This window comes from Planococcus plakortidis (assembly GCF_001687605.2).
GTDB classification, from domain to species: Bacteria; Bacillota; Bacilli; order Bacillales_A; family Planococcaceae; genus Planococcus; species Planococcus plakortidis.
In genome coordinates, this window is the sequence record NZ_CP016539.2 from 341,480 (window position 1) to 357,760 (window position 16,281).

The 16,281-nt window shown below is 51.5% G+C and carries 16 protein-coding genes; 10 read left to right on the forward strand and 6 right to left on the reverse strand.

Going from position 1 to position 16,281, the window contains the following annotated elements; genetic code table 11:
* Positions 1 to 27 precede the first annotated feature (27 nt).
* A complete protein-coding gene (locus tag BBI15_RS01830; RefSeq protein ID WP_068871715.1) occupies positions 28 to 306 on the forward strand; it encodes a hypothetical protein in 279 nt (92 codons plus the stop codon).
* A 71-nt stretch (positions 307 to 377) separates the two neighbouring features.
* Positions 378 to 1,667 carry a purine/pyrimidine permease gene (locus BBI15_RS01835; RefSeq protein ID WP_068871717.1) on the forward strand — a complete coding sequence of 430 codons (1,290 nt, stop codon included), beginning with the start codon at positions 378 to 380 and terminating at the stop codon, positions 1,665 to 1,667.
* A 41-nt stretch (positions 1,668 to 1,708) separates the two neighbouring features.
* Here BBI15_RS01835 and pepF read toward each other — a convergent pair whose 3' ends face one another.
* Positions 1,709 to 3,523, reverse strand: a complete 1,815-nt coding sequence (pepF, locus tag BBI15_RS01840; RefSeq protein ID WP_068871719.1) for an oligoendopeptidase F — start codon at positions 3,521 to 3,523, stop codon at positions 1,709 to 1,711.
* A 641-nt stretch (positions 3,524 to 4,164) separates the two neighbouring features.
* Here pepF and BBI15_RS01845 point away from each other — a divergent pair.
* The 3 genes from BBI15_RS01845 (at position 4,165) to BBI15_RS01855 (ending at position 6,060) form a co-directional block, all read left to right on the forward strand.
* On the forward strand, positions 4,165 to 4,644 hold the full coding sequence (locus tag BBI15_RS01845) for a PaaI family thioesterase (RefSeq protein WP_068871721.1): 480 nt from the start codon (positions 4,165 to 4,167) through the stop codon (positions 4,642 to 4,644).
* A gap of 124 nt (positions 4,645 to 4,768) precedes the next feature.
* Positions 4,769 to 5,722 carry an ATP-grasp domain-containing protein gene (locus tag BBI15_RS01850; protein WP_068871723.1) on the forward strand — a complete coding sequence of 318 codons (954 nt, stop codon included), beginning with the start codon at positions 4,769 to 4,771 and terminating at the stop codon, positions 5,720 to 5,722.
* 137 nt (positions 5,723 to 5,859) lie between these two features.
* Complete coding sequence (locus BBI15_RS01855) at positions 5,860 to 6,060, forward strand: hypothetical protein (RefSeq protein ID WP_068871725.1); 201 nt, start codon at positions 5,860 to 5,862, stop codon at positions 6,058 to 6,060.
* Between the two features lies 1 nt (position 6,061).
* Here BBI15_RS01855 and BBI15_RS01860 read toward each other — a convergent pair whose 3' ends face one another.
* On the reverse strand, positions 6,062 to 6,361 hold the full coding sequence (locus tag BBI15_RS01860; protein ID WP_068871727.1) for a hypothetical protein: 300 nt from the start codon (positions 6,359 to 6,361) through the stop codon (positions 6,062 to 6,064).
* A 128-nt stretch (positions 6,362 to 6,489) separates the two neighbouring features.
* On the opposite strand from BBI15_RS01860, the gene BBI15_RS01865 reads away from it, so the two are divergent.
* The gene (locus BBI15_RS01865) at positions 6,490 to 7,167 is read left to right on the forward strand and encodes a hypothetical protein (protein WP_068871729.1); all 678 of its coding nucleotides are present in this window, start codon (positions 6,490 to 6,492) and stop codon (positions 7,165 to 7,167) included.
* A 192-nt stretch (positions 7,168 to 7,359) separates the two neighbouring features.
* On the opposite strand, the gene BBI15_RS01870 is transcribed toward BBI15_RS01865, so the two are convergent.
* The gene (locus tag BBI15_RS01870; RefSeq protein ID WP_068871731.1) at positions 7,360 to 7,629 is read right to left on the reverse strand and encodes a GNAT family N-acetyltransferase; all 270 of its coding nucleotides are present in this window, start codon (positions 7,627 to 7,629) and stop codon (positions 7,360 to 7,362) included.
* A 96-nt stretch (positions 7,630 to 7,725) separates the two neighbouring features.
* Between BBI15_RS01870 and BBI15_RS01875 the strand changes: the two genes are divergently transcribed.
* Positions 7,726 to 8,640 (forward strand): catalase, encoded by a 915-nt coding sequence (locus tag BBI15_RS01875; RefSeq protein ID WP_068871733.1) that lies wholly within the window; start codon positions 7,726 to 7,728, stop codon positions 8,638 to 8,640.
* Between the two features lie 81 nt (positions 8,641 to 8,721).
* On the opposite strand, the gene BBI15_RS01880 is transcribed toward BBI15_RS01875, so the two are convergent.
* From BBI15_RS01880 to BBI15_RS01890, 3 genes are all read right to left on the reverse strand, one after another.
* A complete protein-coding gene (locus BBI15_RS01880) occupies positions 8,722 to 10,101 on the reverse strand; it encodes a Glu/Leu/Phe/Val family dehydrogenase (RefSeq protein ID WP_068871735.1) in 1,380 nt (459 codons plus the stop codon).
* Between the two features lie 97 nt (positions 10,102 to 10,198).
* Positions 10,199 to 11,689 (reverse strand): glycine betaine uptake BCCT transporter, encoded by a 1,491-nt coding sequence (locus BBI15_RS01885; protein WP_068871737.1) that lies wholly within the window; start codon positions 11,687 to 11,689, stop codon positions 10,199 to 10,201.
* A gap of 180 nt (positions 11,690 to 11,869) precedes the next feature.
* Positions 11,870 to 12,433: an SLOG family protein gene (locus tag BBI15_RS01890; protein WP_068871739.1), complete on the reverse strand. Its 564-nt coding sequence runs from the start codon at positions 12,431 to 12,433 to the stop codon at positions 11,870 to 11,872.
* Positions 12,434 to 12,581: 148 nt separating this feature from the next.
* Here BBI15_RS01890 and BBI15_RS01895 point away from each other — a divergent pair, with 148 nt between their 5' ends.
* From BBI15_RS01895 to BBI15_RS01905, 3 genes are all read left to right on the forward strand, one after another.
* Positions 12,582 to 13,544: a threonine/serine dehydratase family protein gene (locus BBI15_RS01895; RefSeq protein WP_068871741.1), complete on the forward strand. Its 963-nt coding sequence runs from the start codon at positions 12,582 to 12,584 to the stop codon at positions 13,542 to 13,544.
* 151 nt (positions 13,545 to 13,695) lie between these two features.
* Positions 13,696 to 14,469: an SDR family oxidoreductase gene (locus BBI15_RS01900; RefSeq protein ID WP_068871743.1), complete on the forward strand. Its 774-nt coding sequence runs from the start codon at positions 13,696 to 13,698 to the stop codon at positions 14,467 to 14,469.
* A gap of 45 nt (positions 14,470 to 14,514) precedes the next feature.
* On the forward strand, positions 14,515 to 16,278 hold the full coding sequence (locus tag BBI15_RS01905; RefSeq protein ID WP_068871745.1) for an acyl-CoA dehydrogenase family protein: 1,764 nt from the start codon (positions 14,515 to 14,517) through the stop codon (positions 16,276 to 16,278).
* Positions 16,279 to 16,281 lie beyond the last annotated feature (3 nt).

Genomic DNA, 16,281 nt, shown 5'->3' on the forward strand with positions numbered 1-16,281 from the left:
TTGAAGTTTAAAGGTGGTAATAATGTTATGGACTTTCTCTATTTTCCTGAAGATAAATCAGAATATATTCCGGGAATCATCTCGGTCGTCATCATTTTCATCCTATCGATCCTGATCGTCCGTCTTTTGACGAAAGCATCGCGAAAGCAAGTCAAAAAATTGAACGAGCAAGGCTACCCGGTCATTTACGACCGCGGTGAGATGCAACATGATTCTGATGGACAAACGCAATCGGAACGACAAGCAACTCCGAATACACCGGAAGAGCCGAAGGATACAAACGGCCCACCGACGAAAAAGCCCTGACGCTTCAGGGCTTTTTCTAGTTAGTGGAAGGTGTATACTGAAACAATACTTTAAAGAAAAGAGTTGCCATCATGACAAAAAATTTAGCGGGCGGCTTGCAATGGGCGATTTTCCTCATCGCTTCCTCCATTGCCGCCCCCATTGCCATCGCAAGCATTTTCGGTATGGACACTGCCGAGACCGCGCTGTTCTTGCAGCGCACCATTTTCGTCCTTGGCATCGCCTGCCTGATCCAAGCCTTTATCGGCCACCGTTTGCCGATCAACGAAGGGCCGGCTGGTTTATGGTGGGGCGTGTTTATCGTCTACGCCGGCCTTGTCGGCGTCTTATACTCCACGGCCGAGGAATCCTTGCAAGTGCTGCAAAGCGGACTGTTCTATAGCGGTATTTTATTCATGGTATTTGCCGTGACGGGAGTGGTCGATAAGCTGAAGCGGTTTTTCACTCCAACGGTCACTTTTGTCTATTTGCTATTGCTCGTATTGCAGATCAGCGAATCGATCATGAAAGGCCTGTTCGGCATTGCGGCGGAAGGAGGTTTATTGGATGTGCGGGTACTGGTGGCAGCGGTTGCGGTCATCCTGGCCACCTTTTATTTCATGGCCCATCGGTCGGCGTTCATCAGCCGTTACTCTGTTCTCCTGTCCATCGCTTTTGGGTGGTTGCTGTTTTGGGCGATCGGCAAAGCGCCGAACATCCCCGAAACCGGCGGGTCATGGATGGCCTTTCCGGACATGCTGGTCTTTGGCCCGCTCGTCTTTGACGGGGGAATGCTGGTCACGACTTTGTTTTTGACCATCTTGCTCATCGCGAATATGATGGCCTCTGTCCGTGTCATGGAGAGCTTGTTGAAAAACGCTTTTTCTATCCAAGCGGAAGACCGCATGAAGCAAGCCTCGATCGCATCTGGGCTCAACCATCTGCTTGCGGGGCTATTTTCTTCTGTGGGCCCTGTGCCGATTTCGGGTGCGGCGGGATTTGTCAGCGCGACAAGGACGCCGGGACTCCGCCCGTTTATCGTCGGGGGCGTGATTGTCGCAGGCATCAGCTTATTCCCGCAATTGATGGCTGTGCTCGCTTCTTTGCCGGCTCCGGTCGCATATGCTGTCATTTTTGCGATTTTCTCCAAAATGGTGGAGATGGCTTTCAACGAGCTAGAACTGGAACCCAACCGCAAGCAAGCCTATAAAGTGGCGGCGTTCGGCTTGATGGCGGGCGTGGGCTTGATGTTCATCCCGACCGAAAGCATGGCTGGGCTGCCTTCAGCTGTTGCAGCCATTCTATCCAACGGTTTGATTTCAGGGACCCTTATCGCTATCTTCATCGAACAGGTGATGGTCCGCTTCGTGCGGCCAAAATAAAAACAGGCGGCATGGGGAGTCCCCCTTGCCGCCTATTTAGTTTAATTGTGCTGTTCGATTTCCTCGGTCAAGCGTTCGAGCTCGTCTACCAATTCGCCGATGTAGGCGATCGTGTCGCGCAGCGGCTGTTCGGTCGTGATGTCGACACCGGCCATTTTGGACAATTCGACAGGGGTTTTCGTGCCGCCTGCATTCAATACGCCAATCCATTCATCGACGGCTGGCTGCCCTTCCGACAAGATGCGCTTCGACATTTGTGTGGAAATGGTCAGCCCCGCGCTGTAGGTATACGGGTAAAGCCCCATATAGTAATGCGGCTGGCGCATCCAGGTCAATTCCGCGCCTTCCGTGACTTCCACATCGTCTCCCCAGAATTCCTCGAGCACGCCGCGTTTCAGCGCATTAAGGGTACCGGCATTGACGTTTTCGCCAGCATCGACCTTTTTATACACTTCCCGCTGATAGGCCGCTTCGAGCAAATGGGTAACGAAGTTGTGGTAATAGGTTCTCGCCACGATCGACGAAATGACCCAGCGCTTGAATTTCGGGTCTTCGGAATTCTTCAATAGATGATTGGCCATGAGCATTTCGTTCATCGTCGACGGCGCTTCGATAAAGTACAGCGAAGGGCGTGCATTGAATAGGTTCTGTTCGCGGTTCGCGTGATAAAAATGGCCGGCATGCCCAAGTTCGTGTGCAAGGACGAATACTTCGTTCATGCGCCCGGTCCAGGAAATGAGGATATACGGGTGGTCACCATACGGGCTCGCACAGAACGCGCCTGTCGATTTGCCTTTGTTCTGCGCAAAATCGATCCAGCGTTCATCGTATGACCGTTCAACCATATCCAGATAATCGGTCCCCATGATGCCGAGCGCATCGTTGATATACTGTTTCGATTCCTCGACCGTGATTTCCGGGTCGTATTCGGGGTCCAGGGAAATCTTCAAATCGGCAAAGGTCATTTTATCCAACCCATGCGCTTTTTGCAGCAAGCGCGCGTATTTGCGCATGTGCGGGGCGAGTTCTGCCTGGATCAGGTCGATTTGGCGGTCATAAAGCGTGCGGTCGACTTCCTGGTTAAACAGCAGGTATTCGAAAATATCCCCGTATCCGCGTAAATCAGCCGTCGTTTTTTCGGTCTGCAATTGCATATCGTACGTTTTGGCCGTCGTATGCTGATAATCGCGCAGCTTATCGGAAAACGCCTTGAATGCAGCGCGCCGAAGTTCGGTGTCGGTTTCCGCTTCCCAGTCGCCTTCGAACGATACATAGCTGAGCGGGTGGGAAGTGCCGCCTGCTTCAAAATCCGGAAAGTCCATGTCGACCATTTTCGTCGTATTGTACAGCTCGTAAGGCGCTTGAAAGACGGAAGCGTACGAGGCCAACGCTTTTTCGGCAGCCGGATGCAATTGATGCGGTTTTTTGCGCAGCAGTTTCCTCAAATAGCCCTCAAACTCCTTGGACTCCGACATCGCCTGCTTCAGCGTTTCTTCGGGCAATTCCAGCAGTTCACTTGTCACAAAAGCGAGACGGCTGCCGATTTTTGCAGAAAAGGCGCTGTATTTTCCGGCGCGCATCTGGGCTTTCGTATCGGTCTGGTCTGTGCTGTAGGAGAGGCTCGCATAAGTGCCGGGGGCTACCAATTTTTCGGCAATTGCCAGATACGACTCGAGTGCTTTAAGAGCCGATTCGGCATCGGTGATCTGGCCTTGGAACTTCCCGGCATAGGCCGCTGTTTCCTGGTCGATTTCCTCCAAGGCAGCATCAAACGCCTCGGGGCTAGCCATCAGGCTTTCTAAATTCCATGTTTCTTCTATAGATACTTCTGAACGTGGCGGTAAACTTTTAACCAATGATTTTCTCTCCCTTGTATTCCGGATTTCGAACTAATCCTAAGTATAATATTCAAATTAGGAAAAGTAAAAAAGTTTTAAAATTAATAAGAAAATTATGAAAAATAGGTTTAAGCGATAAATAGGCGGGTATAGAACAGTACAAGGCGGAATGACCGTCAGAAGACACGAGCGGTCTTTACCGGAATCGCCTTCTGATGAGAATATGCACAGCCTTGGCGGAAAATTTGCTTTACTGGCGATATAGCTCTTGTCGGGAACCAGATGAAAATGGTTCAGCCTAAGAAGTTTCAACAGTAACAGGTAGGTTTTTTGTGTAAGTGCAACTGAACGCCTGGCTGCAAAGTCTATTGATCACTGAGAGGTATATGTGAGAAATCCAAAGACGGCCAGCGCCATTAAACTGCATAGGCGGGAGTTTTACATCGCCAACATGTACGTTTGTAGAAGAATTGAATAGAATTTTCCGCGTGCGAAAATCCTCCACGGATGATTTGGAGGATCAGGTAAGGAAGAGCGTGATCCGAATTTATCGGGTCACGCTTTTTCTATGTCTTTTAAAATCGCGTGTTGAGGCAGGCATCGGGCAAAGCCGTGTGGAATAGAGCTGAGGATGACTTTTACAAAAGGAGTGGAATGGTTTGAGTAAAACGGTAGAACATGCAATTCAAGACGAGTATGGGAATGATTTCTCCTGGTGCTACGGATGCGGGCGCTTGAACGAAGACGGGCTCCATCTCCGGACAGGATGGGATGGCGAAGAGACGGTGACTTTCTATGAACCGCGGAAAGAACATACGGCGATTCCCGGGTTTGTTTACGGTGGATTATTGGCATCGCTTGTGGATTGCCACGGCACGGGATCGGCGTCGCTAGCGCTTCACCGCAAAAACGGCCATGAACCTGGCAGCGGGGAAGAACCGCCGCGTTTCGTGACAGGTTCCTTGCATGTCGATTTCCTGAAACCGACACCGCAAGGCAAGACCTTAAAAGCGGTGGGGAAAGTCGAAGAGATTCATCCGAAAAAATTCAAAGTGAATGTGGAAGTGTTTGCAGGGGAAGTAAAAGTCGCAAACGGCGAAGTAGTTGCCGTCTTGATGCCCTCGACGTTCACTTCTTGAAACGGGCGCCGGGGCATCCGGCGTTTTTTGTGGTTTACTCTTTAAAGTCTATAAGACTTGTAGGGATTTAACGGATGCTGTATGCTCAATGTATTCAAAGCTCTATTTCTGAGGAGGAAACCGCATGACGGAGAAAGTTTATGTCATTCATGAAAACGAAGAATGGACGATCCATTTATTCCGGCGTTTGGAAGAACTTGGGGTTCCTTATGAAGATTGGTTTACAGATACGGGATCCATCGATTTGTCGGAAGAGCCGCCGAAAGGGGTGTTCTATAACCGTATGAGCGCTTCATCGCATACGAGAGGGCACCGGTTCGCGCCTGAAATGGCCGAAGCGAAAATCGCCTGGCTTGAACGCCATAACCGGCGCGTCGTCAATGGCAGCCGGGCATTGCGTCTTGAAGTGAGCAAAGTGAACCAGTATATGGCGCTTGATGCAAACGGCATACGGACGCCGAAAACGGTTGCGGTGAGCGGTAAGGAACAGCTTCTTGCTGCGGCGTCCGCTTTTGGAGGGGAATCGTTCATCACCAAGCATAACCGTGCAGGAAAAGGGCTCGGCGTCCGGTTGTTCCATTCAGTAGAGGCGTTGGAAGAATATGTAGGCGGTGGTGAATTCGACGAATCCGTGGATGGGATCACGTTGCTGCAACAATACATTCAATCGCCCGAGCCGTTCATTACGCGCTGCGAATTCGTCGGTGGCAAATTCCTCTATGCCGTGCGCGTGGATACATCGGAAGGCTTCGAGTTATGCCCAGCCGATGCCTGCCGCCTCGAAGACATTTCCTGCCCTGCGGACGGCGCATCGGAAACGCGCCCGAAATTCCAGGTCATCGAAGGCTTTGATGATCCGATCATCGCCAAATACGAACGCTTCCTGAAAGAAAACGGCATCGAAGTGGCGGGAATCGAATTTATCCGGAATGGCGAGGGTGAATTGTTCACTTACGACGTCAACACGAATACGAATTATAACGCCGATGCAGAGGTCGTAGCCGGCACATACGGCATGCTGGAGTTGGCGAAGTATCTGGAATATCAGCGGCAAACCCTTACGACTTTCGCGAAATGAGGATCAATGGAAAAAGAACAGCCGGATGGCAAATCCGGCTGTTCTTTTTTCGGGCCTGGGGGCTGGACGTTTACTGTCGGCGATTCAAGGGAACGGTTGAAAAAAGGGATTTGTTTGCGGAAAGGGGTGAACTCGCGATGGACAAGGAAACCAAGGAAGTGGAAGAGCGGACGCCTTCAGAACCGGAAGACGTGGCGGACGTGGAAAGCAAGGAATTAAAAACGGCGTCGAAATTCGACGGCATCTATAGCCGTGTCTCTTCGAACCGCCTGGAAAACTTGCGCACGACCCATATCGAAAACAAGGCGAAAGAATTGGCGCGCAAGGGAAACCGCTAAGTTATTCCTTGCGCGGCAATTTCTCCATCGCATTTGCGACTTCGAACGCCAAGTCATCGTTGCCGAATGACTGGAGCACTTCGACAAGGACATCGCCGCCGATCTCGTATTCGAAAGCTTCGGTTTCTTCCATCGCGGTTTTCAACAGCTGGTTTTCAGCCTGTCCGGGGTATGCCGCCGTGTAAAGCGCGAGCGGGTCGATTTTATGGTTGACGCACCATTGGACAAATACGCGGACCATCGTTTCTTCGTCCTGCTGGTATTTCTTGATGATGAACTCTTCGCGGCTTTCGTATTCCATGCGCTTCACTCCTTTTACAGAATCTTGGGATGTTTTCACAATAGCAGATAAATCGTTTGACTGCATGGACTTCCTGTATTATTTACTCTAAAATGTTCCATAGCACTGATAGTATCGGAGGGGAAAGAATGAAATTACTTCAAGTTAGAAAAGGCCAATTCGTCTATTACAAAAATGAATTGCACAAAGTTTATTCCGTCAAGCCGCTCGCTAAAAAATCGGTTTTGATGTTCCGTGTCAAGGACATGGAGCAAGTGGCAAGCCGTGCTGACGAAGTGTCGCTCTATAAGCCGAAACACATGGATTCGTTCCTGTTCTTCGGGGAGCGCTACACCTTGCGCGAAGACGTATCAGCAGAAGAAGGCGGCTACATCCTGATCGCCAAGCCGGATCCGGATTATATGGACCATTATTCCTTGAACGAGTTCGAGAAAATCGAGTCGGTCGAAGGCAAGAATGTCATCACGACAAGACAGAATACGGTCAAGTCGAAAGAATTCTTCGTGATGGTCCCGGGAGAAGAACCGGGCAGCAACGACATTGCCTATTTCGATGAAGGGAAAGTGTCAGAAGAGCAGAAACGGCATGACGCACAGCTTGCAGAAGACTTGCGTGACAGAAGTTCCATCCGCCCGTCAATCGGCGATGTCTATTTGAACCTGGATAACGCAGGTACGGCCATGGTCGTCGCCATCATGGGCGAAGAAGTGACACTTGGCACAGGCGACAAGCTGACATTCCACGATTTGCACAAAGCGGACAACTGGAGCTACCTCTACAACGTAGCGGACGGAGATTTCCGTTAATTTCCAGTAATGAAAAAAGGAAGCGAATGAATGAACGAAGCATTTACTAGGTTCGCTCATTTGCGACGCATCGGCCGCGCAGATGTGGGAGCACAGTTGTTATGGGAAGCTTGAGTGAAATGAAAGATGAATATTTGAAGTTTCTCGATACTAAAAAAAGGAAGCCGCAGCGGCTTCCTTTTTTTCTATCCTTTATTCCACCAGCACGTCCTGGAATTCTTCGGTACGTTCAATCACTTTTTTTGCATAGGGGCATTGGGGATCCACTGATTTGCCTTCATTTCTTGCGTGTTCGACCATTTTGCCGACCAGTTTTTGGCCCATGCCCTGGCCGCTGAGTTGTGGCGCTACTTCCGTATGGTCAATGGTCAGTACGTCCCCGTTTTCGATATAGCTGACAAAGCCGACTTCCTCCGAACCATCGAACATGGCGATCCGGTTGTCTTGGTGTTGAAAATCCATTCCAATTCCTCCTTTAGTAAATCACTCTATTAAAAGGTATTCCCGTTCTTTTTAATTATAAGCATAGCGGGTATGAAAGAACAAAGGAGTGGTGGCATGGAATTTAACCAAAAGGAGCAGCAGGCAATCAGCCAAATCGAAGGAATTTTCGGCGAGCATAAAGGCTACCGGCGTGCGCATGCCAGGGGCGCGGGTTATAAAGGAATATTCGAAGGAAGCGGGGAGGCCGCCGAGTTGACCGATGCTGCACATTTTCAACAAGCGAAGGTGCCAGTGCTGTTGCGCTTTTCCCATTTCTCGCCGGACCCCACGTGGGCGGATGCCATGTCGCCGGTAAAAGGGATGGCGATCCAATTCAAGATCGGGTTTGAAGAGGTGACGAATATCGTTTCAGTGACTTCGCCGGTGTTCTTCGCCCGTTCGCCGGAGCGTTTCATGGAGATGCTTGAAGTATCCAGGTCTTTCAAAAAGGGGCGGCCGAAATTAATGGAATTGGCAGAGCTACTGACCGATTTTCCTGAAGTGAGGGCGATGTTCTCAAGCGTGAAAAAAATGACGGTGCCGGAAAGTTTTGCGACGGGCATCTACCATTCCATTCACGCGTTCCATTTCGAAAAAGGCGGAAGCAGACAAGCGATCAAATACTTGTTTGAGCCGGATGCAGGTGAAAACAAGCGATCTTTAAAGGATATGAAGGACTTGCCTTTCGGTTATTACGAACAGGAATTGGCAGAGCGAACCGCACGCAGCCCCGTGTCCTTCAAGTTGTATGCGATCATCGGTGAAGCGGATGATCCGACAGACGATCCGACGCGCGATTGGCCGAAAGACCGTGAACGCATCTTTCTTGGGCGATTGGTGATCGAAGCGCCCGATGATGAAGCTGAACAAGCGCTGTATGACCCGACTGTAATGACTACAGGCATCAGCTGTTCGGACGATCCGATCCTGAAGTTCCGCCGGGGCGCATATCGCCATTCTTACGAAAAACGCATAGCAGAAAATGGCTGAGCGGAAAGCGATCCGAAAAGCTGCTGGACATGTGATGATAAAGTAAAAGACAACCTGCTGCCTATCAGCGGGTTGTCTTTTTCAATAGAGCTTGCCTTGTTTGTGCAGCACAGTCGATAAACGCTGTACGGCATGGATAAAACAATTTTCGCGAAGTGGATACGGGTCCCCGAAATATTGGGGAAGGATCGTGTCCATTGTCTCCTGCATTTTCTCCAATAGCAGACGGAACACTTCCGACTCTTCATGATATTGGGTTTCGCGGCCCTGCAGCCATTCAAGGTACGAGACAATGACACCGCCAGCATTGGCTAAAATGTCCGGGATGATGATGACCCCTTGATTGTCTAAATACTCATCGGCAACCCGTGTCGTCGGTGCGTTTGCGCCTTCTACGATGATCTTGGCCTGGATATGTTCCATATTGCCTTGGTGGATCTGGTCTTCAAGCGCCGCCAAAAAGAGCACATCGACGGGCAAGGTCAATAATTCATCGCGCCCGCGGATTTCTGCCTGGATGCCGGATTTGCCAAGTTCCGCATCATCCTTCGGTAAATCGCCCCGATTGCTTGACGTGAAAGCGACCAAGCTTGGGATATCGAGGCCATTTTCGTTAAACAGGGTGACGTTGCGGTCGCTGACGGCGATGACGTGATTGTTCAAGGAACGGCATTGATAAGCTTCGAGCGCAGCGACAGAGCCGACGTTCCCGAATCCCTGGACCGCCATCTTCAACGGGCGCTCGGCATGCTCCAATGCGGTTTTTGAAAAGGGGTTTACGGAATTTTCCAGTTGTTCCTTGTGCGCCAAGACATAATCATGGATCATATAACGGAAAGTGAAATAAACGCCTTTTCCTGTCGCTTCCCGGCGGCCGAGCGATCCGCCGTTGACGACGCTTTTGCCGGTAAAGCTGCCGAGATAAGGCTTGCCATGGTGGATCTTTTTATACTCTGCCATCATCCAGTCCATCTCGCGTTCGCCAGACCCCATATCGGGTGCGGGAATGTCTTTATCGGGGCCCAAGACATCGGCGAAATAACGGACATATTTACGCGATACGATATTCAATTCCTTTTCACTGTAATTGCGGGGGTTGATGACGATGCCGCCCTTGCCGCCGCCAAATGGTACTTGATGCAGGGCGTTTTTCAAGGTCATCAAAAAGGCCAAATTGACGACTTCTTCCTCGTTGACTCCTTCATAAAAGCGAATGCCGCCTTTATAGGGCCCTAAACTATCGTTATGCTGTACGCGATAAGCGGGAATCCGTTCGATCGTGCCGTCTTCCCTGGGGACCCGCAAGAACGATTTGTGGATATTGTTCGGAGTGGAAATGATCGCGCTTAATGAATTGAACGCCTGTGTGCGGACGCCGCCGGTCAAATCAGGGAGGAATTCCTTTTTTTCATACAAGGCATCAAGTGAATCCTGGATGATTTTCTTCGTTTCTTCTTCCAATGCAAGCACCTCCAAAATATCATTACTGTCCTATACCCTTTCGATGCAGCGATAAGCTATAGAAAAAACCCGCCATCGGGTAATGGCGGGCGGGAAACTATTTTTTGCGCTGCATCAACTGGTGCTCGGTGTTCAAAGCCTTGAACAGCGCGATGACCATCAGGATCATGACGAATGAAAACGGCAAAGCGGCGATGATGATGGTGTTTTGGACAGCGGTCAAGCCGCCGACAGAGAGCAGGATTGCAGCGACAAGCGACTGGGCGATGCCCCAGAGGATCTTGATCTGGTTGCTTGGGAGCAGCGAGCCTTTTGTCGATTGCATCCCGAGGACGAAAGTCGCCGAGTCAGCGGATGTGATGAAGAAAGTGCTGACGAGCAAGATCGCGATAATCGACATGATGATCCCGAACGGCAATTGGCTGAATGTCGCAAACAAAGTTTGTTCGGTCGGGAACGCGGTCAAGTCGATGCCGCTTTTCTGGATATCGATCGCCGTAGTCCCGAATGCGCCGAACCAGAGCGAGCCGAAAAGGGTCGGCGCAAGGACAACGCCGATCAAAAACTCACGGATCGTGCGGCCTTTGGAAACGCGGGCGATGAACATGCTGACGAATGGCGCCCAGGAGATCCACCATGCCCAGTAGAAAATTGTCCAGCCATCAAGCCAGCTGCGGTTTTCCGCATCCAGCGGCGCAGACTGGAAACTCAGGCTGATCAAATTCTGCGCGTAAGCCCCAAACGTTTCCGTAAACAAATTAAGGATTAAAATCGTTGGCCCGAGGATGAGGATCAAGACAAGCAGTGCGATGGCGAGCACCATATTGGTATTCGACAAATACTTGATCCCTTTGTTCAGCCCCGACCAAGCCGAAATGATGAACAGTAAAGTGACGACGCCGATGATGACCATCTGCACCCAATATTCCTGTGGGGCGCCGAATAGATACGCAATCCCGCCGTTGATCTGCGCAGCCCCGAAGCCGAGCGATGTGGCAACACCGAAAACGGTGGCGAATACAGCCAAGACATCGACCAAAGTGCCGAGCGGGCCGTTCATGCGCTCGCCGAATAATGGCTTCAAGGTGGTTGAGATCAGGGCCGGCTCCCCTTTGCGGAATTGGAAGAATGCAAGGGATAGTGCGACCATTCCGTACATGGCCCAGACGTGGATGCCCCAATGGTAATAAGTGCGCTGCAAAGCTTCCTTAAAAGCTTCGTCCGTGCCGGGTTCAGCCGTCGCTGGCTGGATGGCGAAATGGGACAATGGTTCAGAAGCGCCGTAAAAGACGAGGCCGATGCCCATGCCAGCCGAGAACAGCATGGCCAGCCAACTGAAAGTGGAGAATTCAGGCCGGTCCGAATCACGGCCGAGACGGATTTTGCCGTAAGGGCTGATGACGATCACAATGACGAAAATCAGGAGAAGCGCCATGATCATCAAGTAATACCAGCCGAAAGCTGTATTGATATAAGTTCGGATCGTGCCTGTCGCCTGTTCGAAAACTTCCGGCGCGATGACCCCGAAACCGACAGTCAAAATGACGAGTGCGAATGCAATATAGAAAACTTTAGTTGCTTTGTTCATGTTTCCTCCTATGATGTTTTTTTAACATAACTATTAAGGTTATAGGAATCAAGATGAATAGTCAAATGCTTCATCAGGAAGCGCGGAATTGATTTAGTCGCATATTGAATGCAGTAATAAGGAAGCTGGATAGACTGGCCAGCTGAAAAGCGCCCTGCACAAGAAGTGCAGGGCGTCCGTTCACCAGCCATTCCATTCGTTTTGCTGTTCTTCTTCTGCGACGAGGCGGAGGTCGTCGGCAGAGATGATGAGGATTTCGTACTCGTTCTTCTCGGCATAGCGTTCGGCTTCCTGCTTGATGAATTTCGGCGAGCCTTCTGTCTCCTCATCATAGATCAGCAGGATGCCGTCGGAATTCCGGAGGAAGAATTTATTTTTCTCGATAAATTGCCAGGGCGCTTCATAGGGTTTGTTCGTCAGGCTGCGATGGAAATCAGCTTGGGATAACAGGAATTCGTATTTTTCCTGTTTCGCTTCGTTCCAATTTTTCTCTTGCTCCTCAAAAGGCGTAAGGATCGCAAAATGCAATTGCGGAAATTCCTCCTGCAACTCGATCACCACTTCAGCGGCCCAGGTTTCGACGCCGAGCTGGCCGCTCAGGATCACCCATTCGAGCCCTTCATCTATTAATGTGCGCAGGCGGTTGTCGAGCGCTTTCTTGATAAAGCGGACGCCTTCGTGCTTATCGTCGAATATGCCAAGTTCGTGCGGCTTATAGCCGGTGATGACTAAGCGTTTAAGCATAATGTCTCCTCCTTTAAAACAACTCGGTGCTATCAGTTTAACGCATTTTCTTTCCTTATGAAGAATGCACGGCTCTGTCGCATTGTCCGCCTTCAGGTAACTGAATATTCACTCTTATGTTAAGCTAAACAGAAAAGGGGCGAGGCCATTGACTAAAATTGAAGAGGTAGAACAAGCAAAAAGCTGCATTCAGCACATCATCCATAAAACGCCGATCATTCATTCACGGTCGCTCCAGGAAAAATGGGGACGCCGGGTGTTCTTCAAGGCGGAGCATTTGCAGAAGACGGGTTCGTTCAAGATCCGCGGGGCGGCGAACGCCGTGACCAACGCCGTATCAGCAGGGGCGACGCTCGTAACGGCCGCTTCTTCCGGCAATCACGGGCAAGCTGTCGCTTATGTGGCCAGCGAGCTCGGCATCGCCTCTGTCATCGTTGTGCCGACCGATGCAAGCGCTGCAAAAGTCGCAGCGATCAAAGCGTATGGCGGGCAAGTGGAATATTGCGGCACGACTTCCGCGGAGCGGATTCCGCACGCCAAATCACTCGCACACCAACAAGGTGGCGTCTACATCCCTCCATATGATCATGACGATATCATCGCCGGGCAAGGAACAGCCGGTTTGGAAATCATTGAACAAATGCCCGAGACGGATATCATCGTCGTGCCTGTCGGAGGCGGAGGGTTGATTTCGGGCATCTTGACAGCCGTAAAAGCAAAGCGGCCGGATGTACTGGTAATCGGCGCAGAACCGGCGCTTGCAAATGACACGGCCGTATCTTTGAAACGGGGGGAGATTACAGCAATCGGCCCGACCGAAACGATTGCCGATGGTTTGCGGACTTCGCAGCCAGGAGACCTGACATTCCCGGTTGTGAGCGGATTGCTCGATGGGTTGGTGTTGGTGGAAGAGCATGAAATCATCGAAGCGATGCACGATATCGCCGTCCGCACGAAGCAAGTGGTGGAGCCTTCAGGTGCTGTTGCCGCAGCTGCCGTGATGGCGGGCAAGGCCGGTGCACCGGGAAGAACCATCGTCGCGGTGATCTCGGGAGGCAATGTCGGCCTTGCGCGGTTCGCGGAATTGATGAGCACTATGGAAACCGGGTAAATAAAGCTTCCTTGAGCCGAACCCCTGACCGTAGGGGGCGGCTTTTCGGTGCGCTCCGGCGATTGCATATTCTTCATGAAAACGGTAACATAAAGTTCAAGTATTCTGAACATACCGACTAGTCGGTATTTATATTGAAGGAGGAAATGAGATGCCAGTGATGAATTTATTCGATTTAACAGGCAAGACAGCAATCGTGACGGGAGGCGGCCGGGGCCTTGGCGCCCAAATTGCGGAAGGGTTTGCGGAAGCCGGTGCCAATGTAGTGCTATGTTCGCGCAAAGTGGAAGCATGCGAGGAAGTCGCCAAGCAGCTTGAGGCGAAAGGTGTGAAAACCCTAGCGCTTGCATGTGACGTGACCGATCCGCAAGACGTTAGAGCTGTGGTGGAGAAAACGGTTGAAGCTTTCGGGACGATCGATATTCTCGTGAATAATTCGGGGGCGTCCTGGGGCGCGCCGGTATCCGAGATGCCGCTTGAAGCTTGGGACAAAGTGATGGCAGTCAATGTGACCGGGACGTTCCTCATGAGCCAGGCTGTCGGGGAAGTGATGATCCCGCAAAACGGCGGCAAGATCATCAACATCGCTTCGGTTGCGGGACTCGGGGGGATTGACCCGAAGCTGATGGATGCAATCGGCTACAATACGAGCAAAGGGGCAGTCATCACGTTCACGAAAGACTTGGCAGCGAAATGGGGGCGCCATAACATCAACGTCAACGCCATTGCACCAGGGTTCTTCCCGACGAAAATGTCGAAAGAAGTAATGAAGCATGGCGAGGAAGGCTTGCTTGCAAGAACGCCATTGGGCCGCTTCGGGACGGATGAAGACTTGAAAGGCGCGGCTTTATTCCTGGCGGCGAAAGCATCGGACTATGTCACTGGCGATGTCGTGATGGTTGACGGCGGCATGCACGCCATGTAATGGAAGCAAAGCGGTACATATTCGAACGAAAAGGGGACGGAGACGATGAAAGCTGAGGCGAATGTATACCGGGGCGCTGATTTCCTCATGAAGGCCGCGGGACCGATCTTTACACCTGAACAGTTTACCGATGAACATAAGATGATTGCGAAAACAGCGAAGCAGTTTCTCGAGAAAGAAGTGCGTCCTCATAATGAGCGGCTGGAAGGGCAGGATTTCGAACTCGTCCAGGAGCTCTTCCGCAAAGCAGGCGAACTGGGGCTTCTCGCACACAGCATTCCAGAAGCTTACGGCGGGCTCGGGCTCGATAAAATCAGCAAAGGGCTGGTCGGCGAATCACTTGGCCCGGCAGGCGGGTACGGCGTGGCGCATTCCAACCATACATGCATCGCGACCTTGCCGATCACCTATTTCGGCACGCCTGCACAGAAAGAATATTATTTGCCGAAACTCGCGAGCGGTGAATTCATCGGGGCATATTGCCTGACGGAGCCGGAAGCGGGCTCGGACGCCCTCTCTGCCCAGACCACAGCGGTGCTGAACGAACAAGGAACGCATTATATATTGAACGGCACCAAAATGTACATCACCAATGCCGCGTTTTCCGACACTTTCATCACCTATGCGAAAGTGGGCGGCAAAGCGTTCACGGCATTTATCGTTGAAAAGAAGCATCCTGGATTATCGCTCGGGCCGGAAGAGAAGAAAATGGGCATCAAAGGGTCATCGACGCGACCGGTCATTTTCGAAGAGTGTGAAGTGCCGGTGGAAAACGTCCTTGGGGAAGTCGGGAAAGGCCATCTTGTGGCTTTGAACGTTTTGAATCTGGGCCGTTTTAATTTAGGGTCGGCTTGCATGGGCGCTGCCAAATTCAGTTTGTCGCTGGCACTTGGCTACACGCAGGAGCGCAAGCAGTTTAATCGCGCCATTTCGGAATTCCCGGCGACACAAGAAAAAGTGGCGAATATGGCGGTGCGCATATTCGCTTTGGAATCGCTGCAATACCGGACCGCCGGCTATCTCGAAGAAGCGCTCGGCGGATTGTATGAATCGCAGGACCACGGATTGATCGCCAAACGGATGATGGAATATGCCGCCGAATGCGCTATCTGCAAAGTATATGGCTCTGAGACATTGGATTTTGTCGCGGATGAGAGCCTGCAGCTATTCGGCGGCTACGGCTATATCCAAGAATATAAAATCGAGCAAGTGTATAGGGATTCGCGCATCAACCGCATTTTCGAAGGCACGAATGAAGTGAACCGGCTGCTCGTTCCGGGCAATGCATTAAAAGCTGCCGCAAAAGGCGCGTTCGACCTGGAAGCAGCAGCGACGCAAGCTTTTGAGGAAATGCAGGCGCCGGAAGTTCCGTATATCGGGACGCTTGCCCGCGAGACGGAAGCCGTAAGGGCGATGCGGCGCGTCTTCCTCAGTACGCTCGGGCTTGCTGCGAAATCATACGGCAATGGGATCGGCGAACAGCAGGAAGCGCTGTTGAAACTCGCGGACCTTGCGATTGCCTTGTATGCCGCTGAATCGGCGGTCGCGCGGACGGTGCAAGCGCTCGAACAGAATGAGGAAAAAGCACAACACAAAGTGGGGATGGCCCAGGTGTTCATCGATGATGCCTTGCTCGAAACCGAGATGACGGCGCGCCACATAATCCAAGGCATCACAGAAGGAGAAGAACTGGCGCGCTATACGGCAATGGCGACCGCCGAACTCAGCCGACTGCAGCGCGGCGGGACAGCTGAAGCGAAACGTGAATTGGCTCAAACGATTTATCAGGCAGGGCAGTATATCAGCTAAGGG

What these genes read in the sequence shown, in the direction of transcription:
- BBI15_RS01870 (WP_068871731.1), bottom strand. Translation starts at nt 7,629, where the DNA reads ATGGATTTTCAACACCAAGACAACCGGATCGCCATGTTCGATGGTTCG.
- BBI15_RS01890 (WP_068871739.1), bottom strand. Translation starts at nt 12,433, where the DNA reads ATGCTTAAACGCTTAGTCATCACCGGCTATAAGCCGCACGAACTTGGC.
- BBI15_RS01855 (WP_068871725.1), top strand. Translation starts at nt 5,860, where the DNA reads ATGGACAAGGAAACCAAGGAAGTGGAAGAGCGGACGCCTTCAGAACCG.
- BBI15_RS01885 (WP_068871737.1), bottom strand. Translation starts at nt 11,689, where the DNA reads ATGAACAAAGCAACTAAAGTTTTCTATATTGCATTCGCACTCGTCATT.
- BBI15_RS01905 (WP_068871745.1), top strand. Translation starts at nt 14,515, where the DNA reads ATGAAAGCTGAGGCGAATGTATACCGGGGCGCTGATTTCCTCATGAAG.
- BBI15_RS01860 (WP_068871727.1), bottom strand. Translation starts at nt 6,361, where the DNA reads ATGGAATACGAAAGCCGCGAAGAGTTCATCATCAAGAAATACCAGCAG.
- BBI15_RS01875 (WP_068871733.1), top strand. Translation starts at nt 7,726, where the DNA reads ATGGAATTTAACCAAAAGGAGCAGCAGGCAATCAGCCAAATCGAAGGA.
- BBI15_RS01865 (WP_068871729.1), top strand. Translation starts at nt 6,490, where the DNA reads ATGAAATTACTTCAAGTTAGAAAAGGCCAATTCGTCTATTACAAAAAT.
- BBI15_RS01835 (WP_068871717.1), top strand. Translation starts at nt 378, where the DNA reads ATGACAAAAAATTTAGCGGGCGGCTTGCAATGGGCGATTTTCCTCATC.
- BBI15_RS01900 (WP_068871743.1), top strand. Translation starts at nt 13,696, where the DNA reads ATGCCAGTGATGAATTTATTCGATTTAACAGGCAAGACAGCAATCGTG.
- BBI15_RS01850 (WP_068871723.1), top strand. Translation starts at nt 4,769, where the DNA reads ATGACGGAGAAAGTTTATGTCATTCATGAAAACGAAGAATGGACGATC.
- BBI15_RS01830 (WP_068871715.1), top strand. Translation starts at nt 28, where the DNA reads ATGGACTTTCTCTATTTTCCTGAAGATAAATCAGAATATATTCCGGGA.